General features: G+C 31.6%; 16 protein-coding genes. 9 read left to right on the top strand and 7 right to left on the bottom strand.

Going from position 1 to position 23,023, the window contains the following annotated elements; translation table 11 throughout:
* Nucleotides 1-3 precede the first annotated feature (3 nt).
* Both C8N27_RS11585 and C8N27_RS11580 read right to left on the bottom strand, forming a co-directional pair.
* Complete coding sequence (locus C8N27_RS11585) at nucleotides 4-780, bottom strand: sulfite exporter TauE/SafE family protein (RefSeq protein ID WP_121147500.1); 777 nt, start codon at nucleotides 778-780, stop codon at nucleotides 4-6.
* 46 nt (nucleotides 781-826) lie between these two features.
* Nucleotides 827-1,747, bottom strand: a complete 921-nt coding sequence (locus tag C8N27_RS11580) for an AraC family transcriptional regulator (RefSeq protein WP_121147499.1) — start codon at nucleotides 1,745-1,747, stop codon at nucleotides 827-829.
* A 199-nt stretch (nucleotides 1,748-1,946) separates the two neighbouring features.
* Here C8N27_RS11580 and C8N27_RS11575 point away from each other — a divergent pair, with 199 nt between their 5' ends.
* From C8N27_RS11575 to acs, 3 genes are all read left to right on the top strand, one after another.
* Nucleotides 1,947-3,446, top strand: a complete 1,500-nt coding sequence (locus C8N27_RS11575; protein WP_121147498.1) for an aldehyde dehydrogenase family protein — start codon at nucleotides 1,947-1,949, stop codon at nucleotides 3,444-3,446.
* 57 nt (nucleotides 3,447-3,503) lie between these two features.
* Nucleotides 3,504-3,845, top strand: coding sequence for a DUF779 domain-containing protein (locus tag C8N27_RS11570; RefSeq protein ID WP_121147497.1), 342 nt, complete (start codon nucleotides 3,504-3,506; stop codon nucleotides 3,843-3,845).
* A gap of 91 nt (nucleotides 3,846-3,936) precedes the next feature.
* Complete coding sequence (gene acs / locus C8N27_RS11565; RefSeq protein WP_121147496.1) at nucleotides 3,937-5,844, top strand: acetate--CoA ligase; 1,908 nt, start codon at nucleotides 3,937-3,939, stop codon at nucleotides 5,842-5,844.
* Nucleotides 5,845-5,863: 19 nt separating this feature from the next.
* Here acs and C8N27_RS11560 read toward each other — a convergent pair whose 3' ends face one another.
* From C8N27_RS11560 to C8N27_RS15805, 3 genes are all read right to left on the bottom strand, one after another.
* Nucleotides 5,864-6,556, bottom strand: coding sequence for a response regulator (locus C8N27_RS11560; protein WP_241210183.1), 693 nt, complete (start codon nucleotides 6,554-6,556; stop codon nucleotides 5,864-5,866).
* Nucleotides 6,528-8,546: a tetratricopeptide repeat-containing sensor histidine kinase gene (locus tag C8N27_RS11555; RefSeq protein ID WP_121147495.1), complete on the bottom strand. Its 2,019-nt coding sequence runs from the start codon at nucleotides 8,544-8,546 to the stop codon at nucleotides 6,528-6,530. Before C8N27_RS11555 ends, C8N27_RS11560 begins: the two co-directional genes overlap by 29 nt.
* 76 nt (nucleotides 8,547-8,622) lie before the next feature.
* Nucleotides 8,623-8,820: a hypothetical protein gene (locus tag C8N27_RS15805; RefSeq protein WP_147431727.1), complete on the bottom strand. Its 198-nt coding sequence runs from the start codon at nucleotides 8,818-8,820 to the stop codon at nucleotides 8,623-8,625.
* 1,671 nt (nucleotides 8,821-10,491) lie between these two features.
* Here C8N27_RS15805 and C8N27_RS11550 point away from each other — a divergent pair.
* The 4 genes from C8N27_RS11550 (at nucleotide 10,492) to C8N27_RS11535 (ending at nucleotide 16,412) form a co-directional block, all read left to right on the top strand.
* On the top strand, nucleotides 10,492-11,952 hold the full coding sequence (locus C8N27_RS11550; protein ID WP_121147494.1) for an alkaline phosphatase PhoX: 1,461 nt from the start codon (nucleotides 10,492-10,494) through the stop codon (nucleotides 11,950-11,952).
* A 41-nt stretch (nucleotides 11,953-11,993) separates the two neighbouring features.
* Nucleotides 11,994-13,745: a cytochrome-c peroxidase gene (locus C8N27_RS11545; RefSeq protein WP_244174748.1), complete on the top strand. Its 1,752-nt coding sequence runs from the start codon at nucleotides 11,994-11,996 to the stop codon at nucleotides 13,743-13,745.
* Between the two features lie 113 nt (nucleotides 13,746-13,858).
* Nucleotides 13,859-14,620 (top strand): DUF6503 family protein, encoded by a 762-nt coding sequence (locus C8N27_RS11540; RefSeq protein WP_121147492.1) that lies wholly within the window; start codon nucleotides 13,859-13,861, stop codon nucleotides 14,618-14,620.
* Between the two features lie 130 nt (nucleotides 14,621-14,750).
* Nucleotides 14,751-16,412, top strand: a complete 1,662-nt coding sequence (locus tag C8N27_RS11535) for a sodium:solute symporter family protein (protein ID WP_099213721.1) — start codon at nucleotides 14,751-14,753, stop codon at nucleotides 16,410-16,412.
* Here the strand turns inward: C8N27_RS11535 and C8N27_RS11530 are convergent.
* Nucleotides 16,409-17,896 (bottom strand): NAD(P)H-hydrate dehydratase, encoded by a 1,488-nt coding sequence (locus C8N27_RS11530; RefSeq protein ID WP_121147491.1) that lies wholly within the window; start codon nucleotides 17,894-17,896, stop codon nucleotides 16,409-16,411. The genes C8N27_RS11535 and C8N27_RS11530 overlap by 4 nt on opposite strands.
* 89 nt (nucleotides 17,897-17,985) lie before the next feature.
* Entirely contained in the window at nucleotides 17,986-18,675 is a 690-nt protein-coding gene (cmk, locus tag C8N27_RS11525; RefSeq protein ID WP_099213719.1) for a (d)CMP kinase, read from the bottom strand.
* Between the two features lie 267 nt (nucleotides 18,676-18,942).
* Here cmk and C8N27_RS11520 point away from each other — a divergent pair, with 267 nt between their 5' ends.
* Entirely contained in the window at nucleotides 18,943-21,186 is a 2,244-nt protein-coding gene (locus C8N27_RS11520; protein ID WP_121147490.1) for a T9SS type B sorting domain-containing protein, read from the top strand.
* A gap of 7 nt (nucleotides 21,187-21,193) precedes the next feature.
* A complete protein-coding gene (locus C8N27_RS11515; protein WP_121147489.1) occupies nucleotides 21,194-23,023 on the top strand; it encodes a PorP/SprF family type IX secretion system membrane protein in 1,830 nt (609 codons plus the stop codon).

Raw genomic sequence — 23,023 nt, 5'->3', positions numbered from 1 at the left:
AAATTAGAATAAATACTTAATTAAAATCCGAATACTTACAAAGGCAATCAAAATAGCGGTTGCCTTTTTTAGTTGAGAGGGGGTAAAGAATTGATTACTCATTCTACTACCAATTTGACCGCCAATAAAAACGGTAATTAATAAACTAGAAGTTAGTGTCCAATCAATAGAAAACTCAGGATTTGTATACTGACCTATCAACCCAGATATAGAGTTTACCAAAATAAAAAAGCTTGCTGTAGCTGCTATTTTCTTTGGAGTGTCCCAATTGGTTAAATGAAGCAATGGAGCTAAGAAGATACCACCACCAATACCAACCATCCCAGAAATAAAGCCAATGATTCCGCCATAACCAGCATTTTTTGACAAGTTTAATTTAGTTTTACTATTCTTGATAACTACTTTGTTGGAAATCCACATGGTAATAGCAGCAAAGAGTAGCGTGAAACCTAAGAGAATAAAGAAAAAAGTTTGACTTATTCTTAAATAGCCACCTAAAAAAGCCATAGGAATGCTAAATAAAGTGAGCGGAATGACCTTTTTCCAGTTATATTGTTTTTGTTGCATATACAGTAAAACATTACCCGTAACAACCATTACATTACATAGTAGAGCTGTAGCTCTAATTTGTGTAAAAAGTAACCCAGTAAGTGCTAAGACAGCTAAGTAACTAGAACCTCCGCCAAACCCTACAGAGGAGTATAGAACAGCTACGATAAAGAAAAGTAAAATTATGTACCAATTAGTACTTAAAACATCTAAAAAAAGAGATATCATCATATTAAACAAATGTAACTATAAAAGCTTTTTGAAAAAAGTTGATGATTTACTCTTTTAGAAAAGACTTTTTAAACTGCTGAGGAGTAATCATCTCCATTTTTTTAAACTGTCTGTTGAAATAGCTAATGTTATTAAAACCAGATTTGTAAGCTATTTCAGAGATTCGCAGGTTTTTAGATTGTTTTATAAGTTTCTTAGAAAATTTAATCTTTTCAGAATTTATATAGTCAATAGGAGAAATTCCTAAGGTATTTTTAAACTTTTTATGAAAATGAGACGTACTCATACAAGCTTTCTTAGCTAACAATTCTACAGTAATATCTTTATTTGTAAGGTTGTTTTTTATAAACTTAATAACCATACCTATACGTGTATCTGTAAGCGTGCCAGAAGGATCATTTAAAATAAAAGCTTTAGCCTTAGTTTGTAATAATCTCACAATAAGTTCCTGAATCATTAAATCAAGAAGAATGTCTTTGGACTTATTTTGGTCAGTAAAAGTGTGTACCAAACGTCCTACTAAATGATTAATATCTGTATTGTGTACTAGGTGAGAAGAAGTTTCATTTAGCTTCCAATTATTGTTTTCACGTTCAATAGCTACGTTATGATTAAACTTTTCTACTATCTCATCTATCTTATTAGAATCAATGCCTAAGGCCAAACACTGAGTAGGATTATTCTTTTCAGCTAAAGGGAAATCGATAATCATTTCTTTGTTAGTCGGCATTACTACAGATTCACCAGGAAAGAAATCAAAAGGTTCCATACCTTCTAAATGCATTACTTTTTTTCCAGTAAGCATACTTGCAATAACAGGAAAATCAAAAGTTAAAGATATCTGCTCCGCACTTTTATGAGTCTCAAAAATATTCAACTCCGCATATTCAGCATTATACGTAGTTCTGTTCTCAATTAAAGTAGTGAGTTTTCTACTTTCTTTATGTCGACTTAATAAATGGTTCATAATCAATAGTACAAAATTCTATCTATGTATTTTTTAAGATAATAGATATGTGTTACAATTTAATAAATACGTTCAATATATTGACTATATGATATTTTAATTTTACAAAAATTACGAAATATTCATTTTTAACATGTATTAATTAAGGAAGTGTTATTTCGATAGTTGATTTAAGTAAAAAACAAAAATACAAAGTTTTATGAGTTACACGAAACCAAAATTTAAAGACACTTATGCAAATTTTATCAATGGAAAGTTTGTGTCTCCATTAGGAGGAGAATATTTTGAAAATACATCTCCAATTGATAATAGCATTATAGCAAAATATCCTAGATCACAAAAAGAAGATGTTGAATTAGCATTGGATGCAGCAAACGCAGCCAAAGAAAGCTGGGGGAACACTTCAGCTGCAGAGAGAGCATCTTTATTAAATAAAGTAGCAGATATTATTGAGGCAAATTTAGAAGAGTTTGCATTAGTAGAAACGTGTGATAATGGAAAACCAATACGAGAAACATTAAATGCAGATGTTCCTTTAGCAGCAGATCATTGGCGTTATTTTGCTGCAGCAATTAGAGCAGAAGAGGGTAGTGCTACCGAGCTTGACCAAAATACCTTATCAATGAACATTAAAGAGCCTTTAGGGGTTGTTGGACAAATTATTCCTTGGAATTTTCCTCTTTTAATGTTGTCATGGAAGCTACCTCCAGCACTAGCAACAGGTAACTGTGTAATATTAAAACCAGCAGAACAAACTCCATCATCAGCAACACTTTTAATGGAGAAAATAGCAGATGTTTTTCCTCCTGGGGTTATTAATGTAATACATGGTTTTGGACCAGAGGCAGGTAAGCCATTAGCATCGAGCCCTAGAATAGATAAAGTAGCATTTACAGGAGAAACTACTACAGGGCAGTTAATTATGCAATACGCTTCTAAAAACTTAAATCCAGTAACGATGGAGTTAGGAGGTAAGTCTCCAAATATCTTCTTTAATAGTGTAATGGATGAAGACGATGCATTTTTAGACAAGGCAATTGAAGGTGCAGTGTTGTTTGCTTTTAATCAAGGAGAAGTATGTACCTGTCCTTCGCGTATCTTAGTACAAGAGGATATTTATGATAAGTTTATGGAGCGAGTAGTAGCAAGAACAAAAGCTATTGTTCAAAATAGTCCGTACGATGTAAATACGATGGTAGGTGCACAAGCATCAAACGATCAATATGAAAAAATACAAGCCTATATTAATATAGGAAAAGAAGAAGGAGCGAAAGTATTATGCGGGGGAGGAGCTAATAAATTAGAAGGAGAGCTAGCGAATGGATTCTATATTAAACCAACTATTTTAGAAGGACATAACAAAATGCGTGTATTTCAAGAAGAAATTTTTGGTCCAGTAGTATGTGTAACAAAATTCAAAGATGAAGCTGAAGCGTTAGAAATAGCAAACGATACGATGTATGGATTAGGGGCGGGAGTTTGGACGCGTGATGCACATCAGTTATATCAAATTCCAAGAGCTATTAAAGCAGGTAGAGTTTGGGTTAATTGTTATCACTCATATCCAGCACATGCACCATTTGGAGGTTATAAAAAATCAGGATTTGGTAGAGAAACCCACTTAATGATGATGGACCACTATCGTCAAACTAAGAACATGTTGATATCGTATGATAAAAACAAGTTAGGGTTCTTTTAGTTGTTTGAAAATACTGGGCTGATATAGGCCCAGTATTTTATAATTTAAAAATAGAATATGCAAAGAGTAGCAATAACAGAAGCGGCAAAGGAAATAGTTGAAAAACTAAAAAAACAGCATGGAGCATTGATTTTTCATCAAAGTGGAGGGTGTTGTGATGGTTCGTCTCCGATGATTTTTCCTAAAGATGAAATGTATTTAGATGAAAGTGATATTTTGTTAGGTGTGTTAGATGAAGTTCCTTTTTATATGAATAAAGATCAATATGAATATTGGAAGCATACGCACTTAACGATTGATATAACTGAAGGAAGAGGATCAAGTTTTTCATTAGAGATTCCTTTAGGAGTTCGCTTTATCGTACATTCACGATTATTGCAACAAGAAGATGAAGATTAGTATGTGTTTTAAGAAGAAGAACTAATAAGTTGATAAACAATTAAAAATGATTTATTTTAGTAGCTTAAGCTAAAATAAAAGAAGTATAAGAATGAGTAATTACCACGTAAAAAACCTAGAAGAATATTTTCAAGTATATAGAAAGTCCGTAAGAAATCCAGAGTTATTTTGGGAAGAAATAGCAGAAGAACACTTTGTTTGGAGAAAAAAATGGGATACCGTTTTAGACTATGATTTTGAGAAAACTGAGTTTAAATGGTTTGAAGGAGCAAAACTAAATATTACAGAAAACTGTATAGATCGTCATTTGCATATTAGAGGAGATAAAACTGCCATTTTATTTGAACCAAATAATCCAAATGAAGAAGCCGAACATATATCTTATAAAGAATTACACAAGCGTGTTTGTAAATTCGCTAATGTGTTAAAAGACCATGGAATTAAAAAAGGAGATAGAGTTTGTATCTACTTACCAATGATTCCAGAATTGGCTATTTCAGTTTTAGCTTGTGCTCGAATTGGAGCAGTGCATTCGGTTGTTTTTGCAGGATTTTCGTCAACAGCATTAGCTACTAGAGTTAATGATTGCGAAGCAAAAATGGTAATTACCTCAGATGGTTCTTATAGAGGAGCTAAAACAATTGATTTAAAAAGTATTGTTGATGAGGCATTAGAAAATTGTCCTACCATAGAAAATGTATTAGTAGCCAAAAGAATTAAATCAGATATTAAGTTAAAAGAAGGACGTGATAAGTGGTTAGAACCTTTGCTAGAAGAAGCTTATCAAGACTGTGTTCCAGAGATTATGGACGCTGAAGATCCATTATTCATTTTATATACTTCAGGTTCAACAGGAAGTCCAAAAGGAATGTTACATACTACAGCTGGTTATATGGTGTACACAGCTTATACATTTAAAAATGTTTTTAATTATAAAGAAAACGATGTGTATTGGTGTACAGCAGATATTGGTTGGATTACAGGGCACAGTTATATTGTGTACGGTCCCTTAGCAAACGGAGCTACAACTGTAATGTTTGAAGGTGTTCCTAGTTATCCTGACTTTGGTCGTTTTTGGGAAATTGTTGAAAAACACAACATAAATCAATTTTATACAGCACCAACAGCAATCAGAGCATTAGCAAAAGAAAACTTGGACTTTGTAGATAGTCACGATTTATCCTCAATAAAAGTTTTAGGAACGGTTGGGGAGCCTATTAATGAAGAAGCGTGGCACTGGTATAACGATAATGTAGGTAAAAAGAAAAGCCCAATTGTAGATACTTGGTGGCAAACAGAAACTGGTGGGATAATGGTTTCACCATTACCATACATCACTCCAACAAAACCAACTTATGCAACATTACCTTTACCAGGAATTCAAATAGCGTTAATGGATGAAAACGGAAAAGAAGTAAAAGGAAATCAAGTAGACGGACGCTTGTGCATAAAATATCCTTGGCCATCTATGGCAAGAACTATATGGGGAAACCATCAGCGTTATAAGGAAACGTATTTCTCAGCATTCGATGATATGTATTTTACAGGTGATGGAGCGCTTCGTGATGAGGTGGGATATTATCGAATTACAGGTAGGGTAGATGATGTAATTATAGTTTCAGGTCATAACTTAGGAACCGCTCCTATTGAAGATGCAGTAAATGAACATCCAGCCGTAGCTGAAAGTGCTATTGTAGGTTTTCCACATGATGTAAAAGGGAATGCCTTATATGGTTATGTGATTTTAAAAGAAGCAGGAGAAACAAGAAACCAAGACAATTTATACAAAGAAATAAATCAAATTATTACGGAACATATTGGTCCAATTGCTAAGTTGGATAAAATTCAGTTTACTGAAGGGTTGCCTAAAACACGTTCAGGAAAAATTATGCGTCGTATTCTTAGAAAGATAGCACACAACGAATTAGATAATTTAGGAGATGTCTCTACGCTATTAAACCCAGAGGTTGTAAAAAGTATAATTGATAACAGGTTATAAAAATAGTGAAAAAGGGTTCTTATAAGAATCCTTTTTCTTTTGCTATTAAAATTAAATCACGATCATCAGAATTGTCAACCCCAAACACTTTAGCCATTTGTCGTTTTCTTTTTTGAACAGCAGCTAATGATAATGGAAGAATATTAGGTAATTTATTTACACGATTACCAATAGATAATTCATACAAGATTTTTCTATCTAAATCATCTAAAAAGTACTCATTAGAAACTTGACTTCTCATCATTTTCATTACAGTTTTACTGTAATATGGAGGGTCGCTAAGAACTTCTTTAATAGCATGTACTAATTCTACAGGAGTAATGTCGTTTTTAACTAAAAAACCATCAGGATTTACATTTTTTAAAATACTGTGTACTCGGTAATTATCATTAAAAGTAGTAGAAATGATAATTTTAGATTCAGGTAGTTTTTCATTTATAATCAAACCTAAATCTTCACCAGATAAAATACCTTTTTCTTCCATAGGAGGGAGGCTAATATCTAAAAAGATAATTTCAATTGGTTGATTAGAAGAGGAGTATGTCTCTATAATTTCATCAGCAGCACCACAATTATTTGCTATTTGTACCTGAAAAGAAATGTTTTCACCTTGACTTTCAATATAAGTAAAAGCGCTTTTATAAGCTTCTGATATTAAGGGGTGATCGTCAATTATTAAAGCGTTATACTTTTTGTTTTCCATTTGTTGCATTAAAAGGGGTTATAATGACAAGCGTAGTTCCTTGGTTTTCTTTAGAAATAAACTCTAAATTACCACCTAGTTTTTTTACTCTTGCTGTAATGTTTTTTATACCAATTCCCTTTTTCTTTTTCTCGGTATTAAAACCAATTCCGTCATCTTTTAACGAAATAATAAGCTCTTTTTTATTAAATGAGACGTCTAAGATAACATTTTTTGCCTTTGCATGCTTTATAATGTTTTGTAAAGCTTCCTGTATTATACGGTAAACATTAGCTTTTGTAACCTCACTAATTTCACTCCAAGGAATAGTTTTATCAAAATCAAATTGATAGCTAAAGTTACCAATGGTACTTCTGTCTTTTAAGAGTTGAGTTAAAATAGTTGTAAAATTAATATTAGCACTATCAAAATTATCACTTAACCTGTGGGAAACATCTCTAATTTCCTTTTCTATTTCTTGTAACTCATCTAAAAAAGCCTGATGTTTTTCTTGAGTTTCAGGTTTCATTTGCATTGCCAAGAAGCCTAGATTAACACGAGTACCAAAAAGTTTCCCTAAAACACCATCATGAAGTTCTGCAGAAATACGGTTACGTTCGTTAACACGCTCTTCTTCTAATTTAGCCTGTTGTTGTAGTGTTAATACATACACTTCTTCATTAGCTTTTTGTTGTTCCGCCTCTAGTTTTAATTTTTCATTTCTTACTTTTTGTACACGTAAAAAATATAGTAGGCTTAGAACTAATAGGCCTGCAAAACTAGTTACAATAATCCATATACGTTGTTGACTTAAACGCTCCGTTTCTTCAATATATTCATCTGTTTCAAACTCAATACGAGTAAACTTATTTTGTATTCTTCGCTCAGCACTAATTAAACTATCGTTAAACTCTATATAGCGATCTAAGTATTTTTTAGAATTTTGTTTGTCTAAATTGGCAAGTTGTTTTAAAGAGGTTAAATACTCACTACCATTTTTTAACTCTTTAGCTAAGTTATTAGCCTTTTTAGCATAATGTATTGCTTTAATAGTGTCTTTTATGTATTTGTAATAATCTGAAATATGAATATTTGAAGCCAAAATAGCAGTTTTATTACCTAAACTATCTCTAATAGTTAAAGCTTTAAAAAAAGATTTTTCAAGTTCTGTGGTGTCTTTTAGAAGAAGTTTAGTGTATGCTATGTTGTCAATAAGGGTAGCATAATGAAGAGGTTTTATTTTTTTATCTAAATCTTTTTTATAAGTTTTGATTGCATCTTTATAATTACCTCTTTCTCTGAATATATTACCTATGTTGTTATAACTGCCTAAATAGACATTCTTTTTATCTTTTACTTTAGAAAAGTAATCAAGAGATTTATTGTAATAAAATAAAGCTTTATCATATTCTTTAACGTCAACTTGTAATAATGCAAGTTGGTTGTAAGAAATATAAAGATCTTTGTTTTTGTTTAGAAGTTTAAAAATTTCAATAGCTTTAATGGTCAAGTTTTCTCCTCCATAGTAATCTCTATACCTTCCTTTAATGTGAGCCATGCCAAATAACATTCTTCCTTTTTCGTATTTATGGCCTCCTTTATCAAAAGCGTCATAGCCTTTGTTAAAATGATAGTAAGCCTTAGGGTAGTTTTGTTTTCTAACATAATATGTAGCAAAATTCCAATAAGCATCACCTAGAGCATAATAGTTTTTTTGTTTTCGAGAAGTTTTTATAGCTTTATTATTAACTTCTTTAAATAATGATGTATCTTTTAGTTTATAATATTCATAAGCTATAGAGCTTAATTCAAGAGGTTTGTTTAAATTGTAGTTTGATATATTTTGATATGCCTTAAAAAGGAGTTTCTTTTTGTCATTAACTTCCAATTTTTTATTTCTGGAATTATTAATCCAAATATTAATACTATCGTTCTGAACTAATTTAAAGGTGACGTTGTTTCCTAAGCAATTTTCAGAGAATAGAATTAACAAAAAAAATAGAATAATATCTTTTATCATCTTATATATTATAAAGTAAACAAATCTAAAAAAAATGCCCTTAACAAGAGTTAAAGGCTTGGTTTATTAATAAAGGTTAGTTTCCTTTACCTCCATCATTATCGTTTCCAGTACCACCTGTATCTCCATCTGAGTATGGAGGATGATTTGTTCCTGAAACTAGTTCTATATGATTATCGTTGTTGTTTGGTACAATATCTTCTGTTAAGTCTGTACAACTTGTGGTTAACAAAAATAACATGCTTATTAGTAGTGTAAATTTCAAAGTTCTCATAATTTCAATTTTTAAATTTTGACAATAGTTTTCCTAGCCGCATGTGCAGCTCGTATAGCATCGAAATAAATTTTCGTGTGTATTACATCATTTTTTAAATGAGGCAATAGTCATCTAACCCAAGTGTTTGGGTAGTAGGTAGAATTAAATTGATAGAAACATCAATTCATGAAGATGCGTTACTACTAAGGCCTATTGAGTACAACAGACTTCAGGGAATTCTACTTTGTCATAAAGGAAGCGTTTGCAATTTTTTGAATGAACGCTAGTTGATTTCTGATTCTAAAATAGTGACAACATTATTGATAATGAAGATGATTTTAGTAAGCGCTCTTGTTTAATGAGTAAACGTCCTTTTTCATTTAGTATGTGCAATTTTAATGTTTTCATAGCATTTATTTTGTCTCCTTAATATAGTGAAAAAAAACGAATTATACAAGTTTTAACTTGTTAAAAATGTGTTTTTTAATAAAAAAAAAGCGTCTTTTTTAAAAAGACGCTTTTGTGTTATATATAAGTGTAGAATAATTGCTAATTCCTCATTAAATATTTTGCTCCACAATAAACATCCTTGTCTTTTTTTGTTTTGTAACCAGCTCCTTTTCTGTAAGCTAAGCTGATACTTCTGTTTATGTTAGTTAATATCATAGTTTTTAATTATTATTTATTAATAATACTAATTAAGTATAACTTAATAAGTATGGTACAAATATATGAAAACTTTACAATAAAACAAGTGTTTTTATTGTTTAATGTATTGATAATCAAATATTTGTGTTAGTTTTAAGGTAAGAGGGGGCTGTCCGGATAATATCCAGATAAGTAGTGTTTTTGTAACGTTTTGTACGTTAGTGTCTTAGAGTTCAATTAAGAGTTTTTAGTATGTTTTAAATTAAAATTCCATTTTTCAAAAAAAATATAAAAAAAAGCGTCCAAAATTAATTGGACGCTTTATATATTATTAGTTTTTATAATCAAATCATATTTGAGTTTTCATTATAATTAACATACAACGTCCTGTTTCGAAAGATTCCTTCATCAGGATTCCCGCGAAAACCACATGTTAAGCTTACAAGCTCTTGTGCTATATGTAAATTCATTTTTTTCATGAAAAGTAAATATATAAAATTTTAAATAATTATTGTTTTAACAATATTTTTAGCTTTTAGGACCTTTTTTACTCCATTTTGATGAAAAAGTAAGTCAGTGACTTACTAAAAGTAAGTCACTGACTTACCAAAAAGAAAATTAGACGGTTTATTTTTGTCTCGGTTAAAATTTAAACCTTCAATAAGGTTAAGATATAAAATGGGGAATTATATCACGTCGTAGGGAGAGTTCTATGAAGAAAAAGAAAAACAAAATGACTTTTTTACTCTAACCAAAGTAAAAATTTGATGCAAACTAAGAGTACCTTTTAAAGGTGCTCTTTTTTTTGTTAGAAAAAGAGGTGTACCAAGAAGTAATATGAGTTAAGTAAGTTAAGAGATGGTTAAGGACTGTAACGGTAATAACTAGTGTTTACAGGATTTTACGAAAATTGTTGTTTAGAGTTGTTTAAGTTTAGTTAAAGTTAATAACTTTTTGATGAGATAGATTTAAACTACAGCTAAGAACTTCTTAAAGTTAGTGTTGTTGATTTGCGGGTATAAAACAAAAATTAACAGAATAATGAAAAACTTACTTAAATTAGGGTTCTTAGGTGTTTGTAGTGCAATAGCTTTAACATCGTGTGACTCTGATAGTACACCTAACCATGGAGATTCAATAGAATTAAAAGCACATTCTAAAACTCCCAACTTCTTAAAATTAGAATCAGAGTTTTCTGGAGTAAACATTTTTCCTTTATTATCATCTGAAGATAAATTAGAAGATACTCCAAACTTTGTGTATGGTTCTATGGCTGATGGGGCTGGATTAATGAGAAACTCAGATGGTACTTATACTTTAATAAATAATATTGAGGCAGATTACTCTATTGCTCGTATTAAATTAGATAAAACTTTTAAACCAGTTCATGGTGAGTATATTTTAAACGCTATAGCAACAGGAGGTTCTGCTCAATGTTCAGGGACGTTAATAACACAAGAAGAACATGGTTTTGGTCCTTTATATTTATCAGGAGGAGAATGGGGAGATGGACCTCAAGGGGTTTTTGCTACCGATCCTTTTAAAGAAGCTTCAGCGGCAAGTTCTCCAAGAATGTTGACAGCTATGGGGCAATGGGTTACTGAAAATGCAGTGCCATTAAGTAAAGAGGCTTATACTGATAAAACAGTTGTATTTATAGGTGATGATCATGGAGATAATATGGTTCCTTCAGGGCAATTAGGAATGTATGTAGGAGATAGAGGAGATTTAGAAGGAGGTAAATTATATGGTTTAAAAATAACTGATGAAGGTATTACTTATGAAGTAGATATGAAAGAGGGTACAACTTATAACGCTTCTTTTGTTGAGTTAACTGAAAAGAATATCGATTTATTAGATGCTGAAGCTAAAGAAAAAGGAGTGATGGGATTCTCTCGTTTAGAAGATATTGATTGGAGAAGAGGTTCAGCTAAAAACAATCGTGAAATTTATTTTTGTGTAACAGGTCGTAAAAAAGAAGGTTTAGTAGGAAAAGGAACTATTTATGGACGTGTTTATAAAGTAGAGTTAAATGAAAACGACCCTACTGGAACAGCTAAAATTACATGTGTATTAGATGGTGATAAGTTAGATGGTAAAGCAAAACTTTTCCATAGCCCTGATAATATTGTAGTAACTGAAAACTATGCATATATTCAAGAAGATCCAAACGGATATTTTGATGGAGAAAAGAATCATGCAGCTAGTTTATATCAATACAACTTAAAAACTGGAGAGTTAAAGAAGGTGTTAGAGTGTGACCAAGTTGCAGCATCTGCTAAAGGTTATGGAGCATCTTATCAAGATAAAGCTTGGGAAATTACAGGAATGATTGATATTTCTGAAACTATCGGAGTAAGCAATACATTTTTATTAATTACTCAAAATCATGGTTGGGAACCTGCCGACGGAGGAGCGTTTACTGATCCTATGGCAAATGACGCAGCAGAAACAAGAAAGGAAGGAAGTCAATTATATGTAGTTCAAGGATTAGATAGATAATGACAAACAATTTTAAAAAAATAAAAAAGGCACATGTTATCATGTGTCTTTTTCTAGTATCTATAATTAGTTGTAAACAAGAAAAAACAGCGAGTTATACAAAAGTTGATAATCAAGCTTTAGTAGCTAGAGTTCAGGAATACTATTCAAAACATCTTGACAGCTGTATTTCAAATTTAGAAGAAATTAATGCTGTTGATGAGGTCTCAGAAAAACTAAAAAAATACAAATTAGCAAGAAGAGAGTTTAAGTTAATTGAACCTATTTTATCATTTGTTGATAAAGAAAATTATAAGAGTTTAAATAGCCCTAATCTTTTAAGAATAGATGAAGAAGATGCTACAAACATAAACATAAGAAACCCTTTTGGTTTTCAGGTTATAGAAGAGTTGTTGCATGAAAATGAAGTTGAGGTTATTGCTTTAAAAGATGCTGTAAATATAACCAAAAATAGACTTAAACTAATAGCGGCAAACAATACGTTGTATTTAAAAAAGCATCATATTTTGTGGTTGTTACGCGATCAAATTGCTCGTATAGCTTTGGTAGGAATTACAGGTTTTGACTCACCAGTATTAGAACAATCATTAATAGAAGCAAAAACAAATTACGAAACCTTTTTTTTTATTATAAATACGTATGAAAGTGAGTTTTCAAAAGACAATTTATATAGCAATTTTGTAAATGAGTTACAAATAGCTCAAAAAGTATTACAAAAAGATGATTTTGAGTCGTTTAATCGCTATGATTTTATAAGAAATCATATACATAAACAATTAGAGCTGTTGGTAAAAACCTCAGAAGATTGGAAAGTAAAATTTCCATTAACTATGGCGTTCAATAATAACATTACTTCATTATTTTCAAAAGAAACATTTAATGTTGATTTTTTTAATGACTATCATCAGTTAGAGAAAGCTATGTCTGATGAGAAAATAGCTTTAGGAAAAAAGTTATTTAATGATAAAAGCCTATCAAAAAATGGCGTTATGAGCTGTGCTACTTGTCATATTAAGGATAAAGCTTTTACTGATGGATTAGCAACTTTTCCGAAGCAAAAAAGAAATACACCAACATTACCATATGCAGCTTATCAACAAACTTTTTTTCATGATGGAAGAGCGGGAAGTTTAGAAGGACAAATTGTTGGAGTTGTTGAAAATAAAAATGAGTTTCATACCAATTTAGAAAATTTGACAGAAACTGTAAAAAGTGATAGTGTATATACAAAATCATTTACTGATTTATATGGAGAAGTAACTGATTTTAATATCAGAAACGCGATGGCAAATTACATTAGAAGTTTAGGAGACTTTAGTTCAAAGTTTGATAAAAACATTAATAATAAAGAAAACACCTTAACAACTTCTGAAATAAATGGTTTTAACCTTTTTATGGGAAAAGCAAAATGTGCGACCTGCCACTTTCCACCTGTGTTTAATGGAACAGTTCCACCTAATTTTACTGAGACTGAGGTAGAGTCTATAGGAGTTCCAAATTTAGAAGAAACAGAGTTAGATGATGATTTAGGTGCCTATAATATATTTAAAACTGAAGAACGAAAATACTTTTTCAAAACTTCTACCGTTCGTAATGTATCCAAAACGGCTCCCTATATGCATAATGGGGTATATGAAACCTTAGAACAAGTAGTTGATTTTTATAATAAAGGTGGTGGACAAGGATTAGGATATAAAGTTCCAAATCAAACGTTACCATCAGATAAATTGAATTTGTCAGAAAAAGAAATTAAAGACCTAATAGCTTTTATGGAAGCCTTAACGGATGAATAATTCATTCAATTTTTATAGTTAACATCAAACTCTCTAAATGTATTTTAGAGAGTTTTTTATTTTTACTGTAATTTTTAGTGGCAGTTTCGACCAATTAGAACAAATCAATTATCATGAAAAAAATACGAGTACTAATAGCTATAACTCTTGTTTCAATAGCATGTAAAAAAGAAGTTAAAAAGGAAACAAGTAAAAAAGAAGAAGTAGCAACGTTAAAATATCCAAAAGCTTTAGAAGAGGTTTTAAAAAAACATGGAGGAATTGAACAATGGAAGAAAATGAAAACATTGTCATTCACACTAAAAAATGAAGAGCATACGACAGATTTACATTCACGAAAAACAGTAGTAAATTCACCAGAATATTCTTTAGGATTTGACGGAAAAGAAGTGTGGTTACAACAACAAGATTCAACAGCTTTTAAAGGGAATCCTGAGTTTTATTATAACCTATATTTTTATTTCTATGCAATGCCTTTTGTGTTAGCAGATGATGGTATTGTATATTCAGAAACAAATCCACTAATTTATAAAGGAGTAACCTACCCAGGAATAAAAATTTCATACAAAGCCAACGTTGGAACTTCACCAGATGATAATTATTTTATATTTTACCATCCAGAAACAAAACAAATGGCTTGGTTAGGGTATACGGTTACCTTTTTTAGTAAAGAACCAACAGATGCGTATAAAATTATAAGATACAACGATTGGGAAAATGTTAACGGTTTGTTGTTGCCAAAATCCATAACTTGGTATGCTAAAGATGAAAACGGGCAACCAACAGAACCAGCAAGAGAACCAATTCAGTTTAAAATGCCTTTGTTAAACAAAGCATCTTTAGCCAATAGTTTTTACGAGAAACCAAAACAATAATCAACTAATAAACAAACAAAGTATGGATAAAAAGTATGTATGGAAAAAAGAATACACATTAGTCTTAGTGGCTAATTTAGTATACATCGTGTTATTTTATATAATCACTAACATATATACAAAATAAACCATGCAAATAGTAGATTGGATTGTTCTTTCAATAACCTTATTGTTTATTGTTTTATATGGAGCTTGGAAAACCAGAGGAAGTAAAAATGTAGAAGATTATATAAAAGGAGGAAACGAAAGTAAATGGTGGACGATTGGTTTGTCGGTTATGGCAACACAAGCCAGTGCCATTACTTTTTTATCTACTCCAGGACAAGCGTTCCATAGCGGAATGGGCTTTGTACAGTTTTACTTCGGGTTACCAATAGCAATGGTAATTATCTGTTTGGTGTTTATTCCTATTTATCACCGATTAAAAGTTTACACAGCTTACGAATATTTAGAGGGAAGGTTCGATCAAAAAACTCGAACCTTAACTGCAATTCTGTTTTTAATTCAACGTGGATTAGCTGCAGGAATTACCATTTTTGCCCCAGCTATTATTTTGTCAGCAGTTTTAGGTTGGGATTTAGTTACGCTAAATATAATAATAGGTGTTTTGGTAATTATTTACACCGTTTCAGGAGGAACTAAAGCAGTAAGTGTTACTCAAAAACAACAAATGGCTGTAATTTTCGCAGGAATGTTTGTTGCTTTTTACTTGATATTACAATATTTACCAGACGATATTACATTTACCAAAGCACTAGAAATTGCAGGTGCTTCTGATAAAATGAAAGTGCTAGACTTTTCTTGGGATTTAAATAACCGTTATACTGTTTGGACAGGTATTTTAGGAGGAACATTTTTAATGCTATCTTACTTCGGAACTGATCAAAGCCAAGTACAGCGCTATTTATCAGGGAAATCATTAAGAGAGAGTCAATTAGGATTGATTTTTAATGGGCTGTTAAAAGTACCGATGCAGTTTTTTATTCTGTTAGTAGGAGTAATGGTGTTTGTATTTTATCAGTTTAATCCGTCACCATTAAATTTTAACCCAAAATCAGGAGAAGCAATAGCAAATTCCAACCTTGAAACAATAGAACAATATGTAAAATTAGAAGAGCAACATCGTTTTATTGAAGGAAGAAAAAAAGCGCTGATTTTTGAAGGGTTAACTCCTGATAATGTAGCACAGATTCAAGAGTTTAATGAACAAGATAAGATACTAAAGGAAGAGGCGAAAACTATTATTTCAGAAGTAGATCCGTTAGTAGAAACAAACGATAAAGATTATGTGTTTATTCACTTTATTCTAAATAATTTACCCAAAGGATTAATAGGTCTATTATTAGCAGTAATTTTATCAGCAGCCATGTCTTCTACAGCATCTGAATTAAACGCTTTAGGAGGTACGACAGCAATTGACTTGTACAAACGCAATACCAAAATAGAATATAGTGAAGAGCATTATGTGAAAATGTCAAAATGGTTCACTTTAGGTTGGGGGATTTTAGCAATTTTAGTCGCCTGTGTAGCTAATTTATTTGATAATTTAATTCAACTCGTAAATATTATAGGTTCCATTTTTTACGGAAACGTGCTAGGGATATTCTTATTAGCCTTTTTTATAAAATATGTAAAAGGGAATGCGGTATTTGTTGCAGCAATAATTACACAATTAATTATTATAGTAGTTTGGTATATTGACTTGCTACCTTATTTATGGTTAAATGCTTTAGGATGTGGATTAGTAATGTTATTAGCAACACTAATCCAAACATTTTCTAAAGACAACTAACTTTTTTCTATTCGTAAAGCATCAATAATATCAGAAGCAATTAACGCTTTGTATCCTTTTTTACAAGCGGCTTCGTCACCTGCTTTTCCGTGGAAAAATACGCCTAACAAAGCGGCGTGTAAAGGAGTGTAGTTTTGTGCTAATAATCCAGTTATGATTCCTGTGAGTACATCACCGCTGCCCCCTGTTGCCATTCCTTGGTTTCCAGAAGTGTTGAAGTATAAGTTTCCTTCAGGAGAAGAAATCACAGTATATGCATTTTTTAAAACTACGATGCATTGATGTTTTGCAGAAAACTCAAGTTGTTTCTGAAAACGTTCAGTTGAGGTGTCAGATTTTCCAACCAATCTATCAAACTCTTTAATATGTGGAGTTAAGATAGAGTTTTTAGGAAGTAACGATTTTAATTCTTCGTTTTGAGCAATAATATTAATAGCATCGGCATCTATTACTAACGGACTATTACTTTCCGATACTAATTTTTTCACAAGTTGTGTCGTTTTTTCGTTAACACCTATTCCAGGACCTATCCCGAGAATGTCGTATTTAAAAATTTCTGGGAGTTGGGTCACGAATTCTTCATTCTCATCGGTTAGGCACATTGCTTCTGGAATAGAAGATTGTATAATTTGATACCCGCACTTAGGTATATAACTAGTTAACAAGCCTGCACCACTTCGTAAGCAAGCTTTAGAAGATAGTACGGCAGCACCCATTTTTCCGTAAGAACCAGCTATTAACATTGCATGACCATAATTTCCTTTGTGAGATTGGCGAGTTCGAGATATTAAAAGATCAGTAATTTTTTCGTTTAGAATGTAATAGTTGCTCTCTTGTTGCTGAATAAAATCTTCATCTAAGCCAATATCAACCGTTTTCCAATTTTTTACAAACGTTCCATTTTCAGGAAAAAAGAAAGAAAATTTTGGTCGTTGAAAACTTACGGCTAAATCTGCCTGTACAACAGTTTCTGAATCAGGTAACTTGTCACAATATAATCCTGAAGGAACATCAACAGCATACACAGTTTTTTTAGCATTATTAATGCTTTCAATAACATGTTTTATAAAACCAGTAATTGGTTTGGAAAGTCCAAAACCAAAAATAGCATCAATAATCACGTCATATTCAGAAAAATCAGGAACTTCACTAATAGACTTTATAGTAATGGTATCATCAAGCTTTTGAAAATTAATATCACAATCTGGGCTAAGTGTATCTTTAAACTGAATTAAAAAAGGTTGTACAGTATATTTTTTACTTCTTAAAATTCTGGTAATAGCAAATCCATCACCACCATTATTTCCAACACCACTAACAATGGCAATTTTTAGAGAGCGATTTAATAAAGGCTCAATGGCTTTTACAAACGCTAAAGATGCTTGCCCCATCAAAGCAAAAGAGGTAATTCCTTTTTTAGTAATAGTGTGTTCGTCAGCTTTTCGTATTTGAGTAACGTTGATTATTTTTCGAAGATTTTTCATGTAAGAAATTTACAACTTTACATAAAAAAAGCAAAAATAAACCCACAAAATTCTTGTGGGTTTATTATACTAATAATTAAAAGTAGTTTTTATTGAATTCTAGCGTTAACTAAACTCATAATACGTTCAAATTGTTCTTTAAGTCCCATATCAGAATTATCAAACTCAATAGCATCGTCTGCCATAACTAAAGGAGAATCTTCTCGGGTAGAATCTATTCTGTCTCGCTCTTGTACATTTTGTAAAATTTCTTCATAATTTACATTATCACCACGATCTAATAATTCTTTGTAGCGACGCGTAGCGCGTTTGTCGGCAGAAGCAGTCATAAATAATTTTAATTCAGCATCAGGAAAAACTACAGTTCCAATATCGCGACCATCCATAACAATCCCTTTGTTTTTACCCATTTCCTGCTGCTCACGAACTAACTTTTTTCTAATTTCAGAAACTTCAGCAACTTTACTTACGAATTTAGAAACTTCAATGGTTCTAATTTCTCTTTCAACATTGGTTCCGTTTAAAAACATTTCAGCAAAACCAAGTTCTTCATTAAATGTAAAAGACAAAGAAATATTATGTAAGTCAGCAATTAACTTTTCTGAATTAAAATGATTTTCAGAAATATAATTATGCTGCATAGCATATAAAGTTACAGCTCTATACATAGCGCCTGTATCAACATAAATATAGGTTAATTCTTTGGCTAATTGCTTTGCTATAGTGCTTTTTCCTGTAGATGAAAAACCGTCAATGGCTATGGTGATTTTCTTTGTCATGATTCAAAAAAATAGATAGCAAATATACATTAGAATTTTAATATAGGTAGCGAGTTTATTAGCTCAAAAAGAACTAGCCATCGATGTGGTTTTAATGTGTTGGCTAGTATAGATTTACGATGAAAAACTAAGATGTTTTAATAGAGAAAAAAACTTTAGTTGCCTGTTAAAAATAGATTTTATATATTTCCCTATTAATTTTATTAGTTTTATTATAGTTTTGTTAAGAAAAACTATAAATTTGACACCCTTAAAAGAATCCCTTAAATGAAAAGAAGCACTAAAAGCATATTATTACTTTTAGCATCATTTCTACTGTGTATAAATTCAAGCGCTCAAGTGCTTGAAAGCGTCGTTGTTAATGATTTAGTGGGGGTGAGTAATAGATCTCTTTGTGATCAAGTAGGAGGGACAGATTATTCTTTAGATATAAGTTTTACTGGAATTTTTGAAGATACTAATACTTTTACAATAGAACTTTCCGATGAAAATGGATCTTTTTCAGATTCTTCTAAAGTAAAAACGTTAAGAACACTTATCAGTACAGCTGCAAATGACTATAACAAAGGTCAAGGTATGGATAATATCAGTTTTCAGTTGCAAGAAGGAACTTATGGAAAGAACTATGTAATACGTGTAACTACGAGCAATCCTGTACAAACAGTACAAACAGCTTCGTTTGAAGCGTATTATGATATGTTTACAGAAGGTGAGTTATCTATAAATAATGGTAATAATTTTACATTGTGTAATGGTGAATCAAGAGAAGTTTTTTTAGATACTGATGTAAATAGAGAGTATTTATGGTATAGAAGAGTTGATGGTATAGACGAGTTAGTAGTAACTACTCAAGAGCCAAAATACACTATTACAGAGACAGGAAAATATTTTGTAGTAGTAGATTATGGTTTTTGTGGGGGGCCAAAATCAAAGTTTTTAACCGTTGATGGTCTTAGTGGGGCAGATACGCAAATTAAAGGGGCTTCGACTATTGAAATTTGTGGAGACCAATCTCATACATTTGAAGCAAATGCTACCAATACTACTTATGTATATAATTGGTATTTAGATGACGAATTAAAACAATCTTCAAACGACCCAACATATACTACACCAACTGTAGGGCAATTTGGTACATACCGTTTAGAAATAGAAGCAGGAACATGTACTACAGTTTCAAATGATGTTGTACTACAACAACAAACAGATGCAGGATATACGGTAACTAATGAAGGTGCACTGAAAAGAGTTATATTATTTGGAGAATCAAAAGAGCTGTGTATAAGTCATGATGCTACACCTGTTGAAGATGTAACTATTGAATGGTTTAGAAACGGACAAACATTAGGAACAGCAGTACAAGATCAATTATGTATTGATGCAACAACAGCAGGAACTTACTTTGCAAGAGTTACAAAAAGTACAGGGTCGGCTTGTGATGCAGTAGTTGATTCAGAGGAGTTTGTATTATTAGCTGTAGATTCACTTAATGTAGTAATTAGAACTGCTACAGATTATGAAGAGTGTAATTCAGCTACTACTAAGTTAAGTATGGTAGGTGTAAAAGCTATAGCAGAAGATGGAAACGAGTATGATTTAACTTCCGATCAAATAGCGATGCTAAACTTTGACTGGAAAAAAGATGGAGTTTCTACAGGAGGAACAAGTGAAGAGTATACTGTCAATTCATATGCTGATAATGGTTCATATATATTAACAGTAAGCACAAATACTGGAAAGAGTGGTGATTCTAATGCTATTGATGTAAAGTTAGTAGAGGTACCTCAGGTATCTTCTACATCAACTTCAAATTCTTTGTGTGCAGGTTCTTCTATTGTTTACACAATAGATAACTTTAATATGAGTTATACTTATCAATGGATAAAAGATGGGGATGAAGATGTAACCCCTTCAGACCCTCAAACATTAGTAGTAACTGAAGTAGGTGAGTATGTGTTACAATATTCAGATTCAAGCTGTAGTAATGAATTAGCACCTATAAATGTAATTCCTTTTGATGATTCAGCAGTAACAGTTACTCCATCAGAAATTGTTGTGTTGGAAGAGGGCGGTTCAGCTATAGTTGTGGCAGCTGGTGGAGAAAATTACGAATGGTATCAAGGAGAAGATACTTCAGGAGCTTTGTTGTCAACAACAGAACAGTTAGAGGTAACTGAATTAGGTTTTTATACAGTGCAAGTAAAAGTAGGTAACTGTACATTATATAAGACAATAGAAGTAGTAGAACCTGATGGACAAATTATAGTGCCTAATATTGTGTCTCCTAACCAAGATGGAATTAATGATACTTGGAAATTGTCAAATTCATATGCATATCAGCCTAGTGTGGAGATAATATTGTATAATTCAGGGGGAAAAGAAATTTTAAAAACAACTGATTACAAAAACGATTGGCCTGTAGAGAGTTTAGGCAATCAAAAAATATTTTATTATAAGATTATTAGAGAGGGCAAGCTGATTAAAGCAGGGACGATATCAGTAATAGATTAAATTTTAGATGATTAGAAAAATTACTTTACTTATTATTTTAGTATTAAATGTGTTTGTGGTACAAGCACAATTTTCTGGTGGTGAACAGCAATATAGTAGCTTTAGTTCACGTAATTTCATGAAGTTTAATCGCTTTTTAACCGTGCCGACTTTTTCTGCGTTAAGAGAAAATAAAACATCGCTTTCTGCAATCGTAAGAAATAGTAATGTAGAATTTGAAGATAATCCAAGATTATATTTGGCTACATACTCAGGAAAAATGCGGGAAAATGTAGGAGCAGGTCTTGCTATTTATCAACAAGAAGTTGGAGTTTTTAAAGATTTCGGTGCCTTAGCTAACTATGCGCACCGTTTACAGTTAAATGAAACGATGGATTTAACTTTTGGATTTAACTTCCTGTATAGTAGAAGAAGTGCAGATGGTTTAAAGGTAAATTCAGCAGAACCAGATCCTCAAATTTCAAATTACCAAGATCTTCCTATCGTTAATTTTCAACCAGCTATAACATTATCTATTGGAAAGTTTGATGTAGGAGTATTTTTTGAGAATCTAGTAGATTTTAACTTGAAAAAGAGTGAAATGGCTACTTCTTTTGGAGAAAAAACATTTTCAGGGCATTTAATGTATTCACATGAATTAACCTATGCAAAAGGACTTTTTGAAGGAGCTGATATACGAATGTTAGCAATGGCAAGAAAGCCAGGAGATGGCGAATTTGGTTATGGAGCAAATGCTATTGTAGATTTACCTAAAGCAGGTTGGGTAAAAGCAGGTTATGATAAAACGTACGGTATCTCAGCAGGTGTTGGAGTAAACTTGTCTGATAAGTTAGCAATTGGTTTTACCTATGAAAAGAGCAGTTTTGCTGCAACTAATGAAATAGGGTTGATTTATAATTTTGGAAAAAAATCGTTTACAAGAGAGCGTCCTAAAAGAAGAACTGGTAACGTAAAAGTAAACCTTCCAGAACGAGCTCCAAAGAAAGAAATTGAATATAAAAATCCAGAACACAACGATTTATCTGATGAAATTCAAAAAGCGCAAGATTCTATTGATATTTTAAATAAAAAGGTTGATGAAGTATTACGTTTATTGAAAAATCAACCAGCGCCAAAAACAACTACAAATACTGTAATAATAAAAGATACAGTTCAAGCAAAAGATACTTCGTTAAAAAGAAGATCAAATACACCATGGCGTAAGAGTACAATAACACGCTCAGGCGGTGGAGGTACAATGTATTATGTAGTTTCTGACCAGTTTAGAAGTAAAGAAAATGCAGAAGCGCTAATAGATAAATGGTCTCGATTAGATATTGAAGCAAAATATGTATTTGAGCCTAAGAAAAAGTTATATTATGTTTACCTCGATAGGTTTGCAAAAGAAGAAGATGCAGAAGAAGAGGTTGATAATTTTAATGATAAAACTCGATTATTTGAAAAGAATGATGAGAAGAAAGATAATTCAACCATAAAAGTTAAAAAAGCAACAAAAGATCCTGTCTATGTGGTTAAAATTACTTTAGGAGGCTCACTGAGTAGCTATGAAGAACCTAAAACACAACCGCCAGCCAAAGTTTACCCAATGGAGGCTGAAGGAGTAGAACCAGGATACTATTTAAGAGTATATGTTAACTCAAAAAAAGCATTAGCAGATAGAAATGTAGATGAATTACGAAATGATGATATAGATGCAGATTATTTTGTAGATCCAAAAACAGGATTTATGCATGTTTACATTTTTAAAACAACAGATAGAACAGAAGCTATAAAAATGTACAATACAAATTTAAACGGAGCCTTTTACGATCGTAAAGCAATCGTACAGATAAAATAG

The sequence above is a fragment of the Tenacibaculum discolor genome (genome assembly GCF_003664185.1).
GTDB classification, from domain to species: domain Bacteria; phylum Bacteroidota; class Bacteroidia; order Flavobacteriales; family Flavobacteriaceae; genus Polaribacter; species Polaribacter discolor.
This window is presented reverse-complemented; position numbering and strand designations above follow the sequence as displayed.

What these genes read in the sequence shown, in the direction of transcription:
- C8N27_RS11585 (WP_121147500.1), bottom strand. Translation starts at nt 780, where the DNA reads ATGATGATATCTCTTTTTTTAGATGTTTTAAGTACTAATTGGTACATA.
- C8N27_RS11580 (WP_121147499.1), bottom strand. Translation starts at nt 1,747, where the DNA reads ATGAACCATTTATTAAGTCGACATAAAGAAAGTAGAAAACTCACTACT.
- C8N27_RS11575 (WP_121147498.1), top strand. Translation starts at nt 1,947, where the DNA reads ATGAGTTACACGAAACCAAAATTTAAAGACACTTATGCAAATTTTATC.
- C8N27_RS11570 (WP_121147497.1), top strand. Translation starts at nt 3,504, where the DNA reads ATGCAAAGAGTAGCAATAACAGAAGCGGCAAAGGAAATAGTTGAAAAA.
- acs (WP_121147496.1), top strand. Translation starts at nt 3,937, where the DNA reads ATGAGTAATTACCACGTAAAAAACCTAGAAGAATATTTTCAAGTATAT.
- C8N27_RS11560 (WP_241210183.1), bottom strand. Translation starts at nt 6,556, where the DNA reads ATGCAACAAATGGAAAACAAAAAGTATAACGCTTTAATAATTGACGAT.
- C8N27_RS11555 (WP_121147495.1), bottom strand. Translation starts at nt 8,546, where the DNA reads ATGATAAAAGATATTATTCTATTTTTTTTGTTAATTCTATTCTCTGAA.
- C8N27_RS15805 (WP_147431727.1), bottom strand. Translation starts at nt 8,820, where the DNA reads ATGAGAACTTTGAAATTTACACTACTAATAAGCATGTTATTTTTGTTA.
- C8N27_RS11550 (WP_121147494.1), top strand. Translation starts at nt 10,492, where the DNA reads ATGAAAAACTTACTTAAATTAGGGTTCTTAGGTGTTTGTAGTGCAATA.
- C8N27_RS11545 (WP_244174748.1), top strand. Translation starts at nt 11,994, where the DNA reads ATGTGTCTTTTTCTAGTATCTATAATTAGTTGTAAACAAGAAAAAACA.
- C8N27_RS11540 (WP_121147492.1), top strand. Translation starts at nt 13,859, where the DNA reads ATGAAAAAAATACGAGTACTAATAGCTATAACTCTTGTTTCAATAGCA.
- C8N27_RS11535 (WP_099213721.1), top strand. Translation starts at nt 14,751, where the DNA reads ATGCAAATAGTAGATTGGATTGTTCTTTCAATAACCTTATTGTTTATT.
- C8N27_RS11530 (WP_121147491.1), bottom strand. Translation starts at nt 17,896, where the DNA reads ATGAAAAATCTTCGAAAAATAATCAACGTTACTCAAATACGAAAAGCT.
- cmk (WP_099213719.1), bottom strand. Translation starts at nt 18,675, where the DNA reads ATGACAAAGAAAATCACCATAGCCATTGACGGTTTTTCATCTACAGGA.
- C8N27_RS11520 (WP_121147490.1), top strand. Translation starts at nt 18,943, where the DNA reads ATGAAAAGAAGCACTAAAAGCATATTATTACTTTTAGCATCATTTCTA.
- C8N27_RS11515 (WP_121147489.1), top strand. Translation starts at nt 21,194, where the DNA reads ATGATTAGAAAAATTACTTTACTTATTATTTTAGTATTAAATGTGTTT.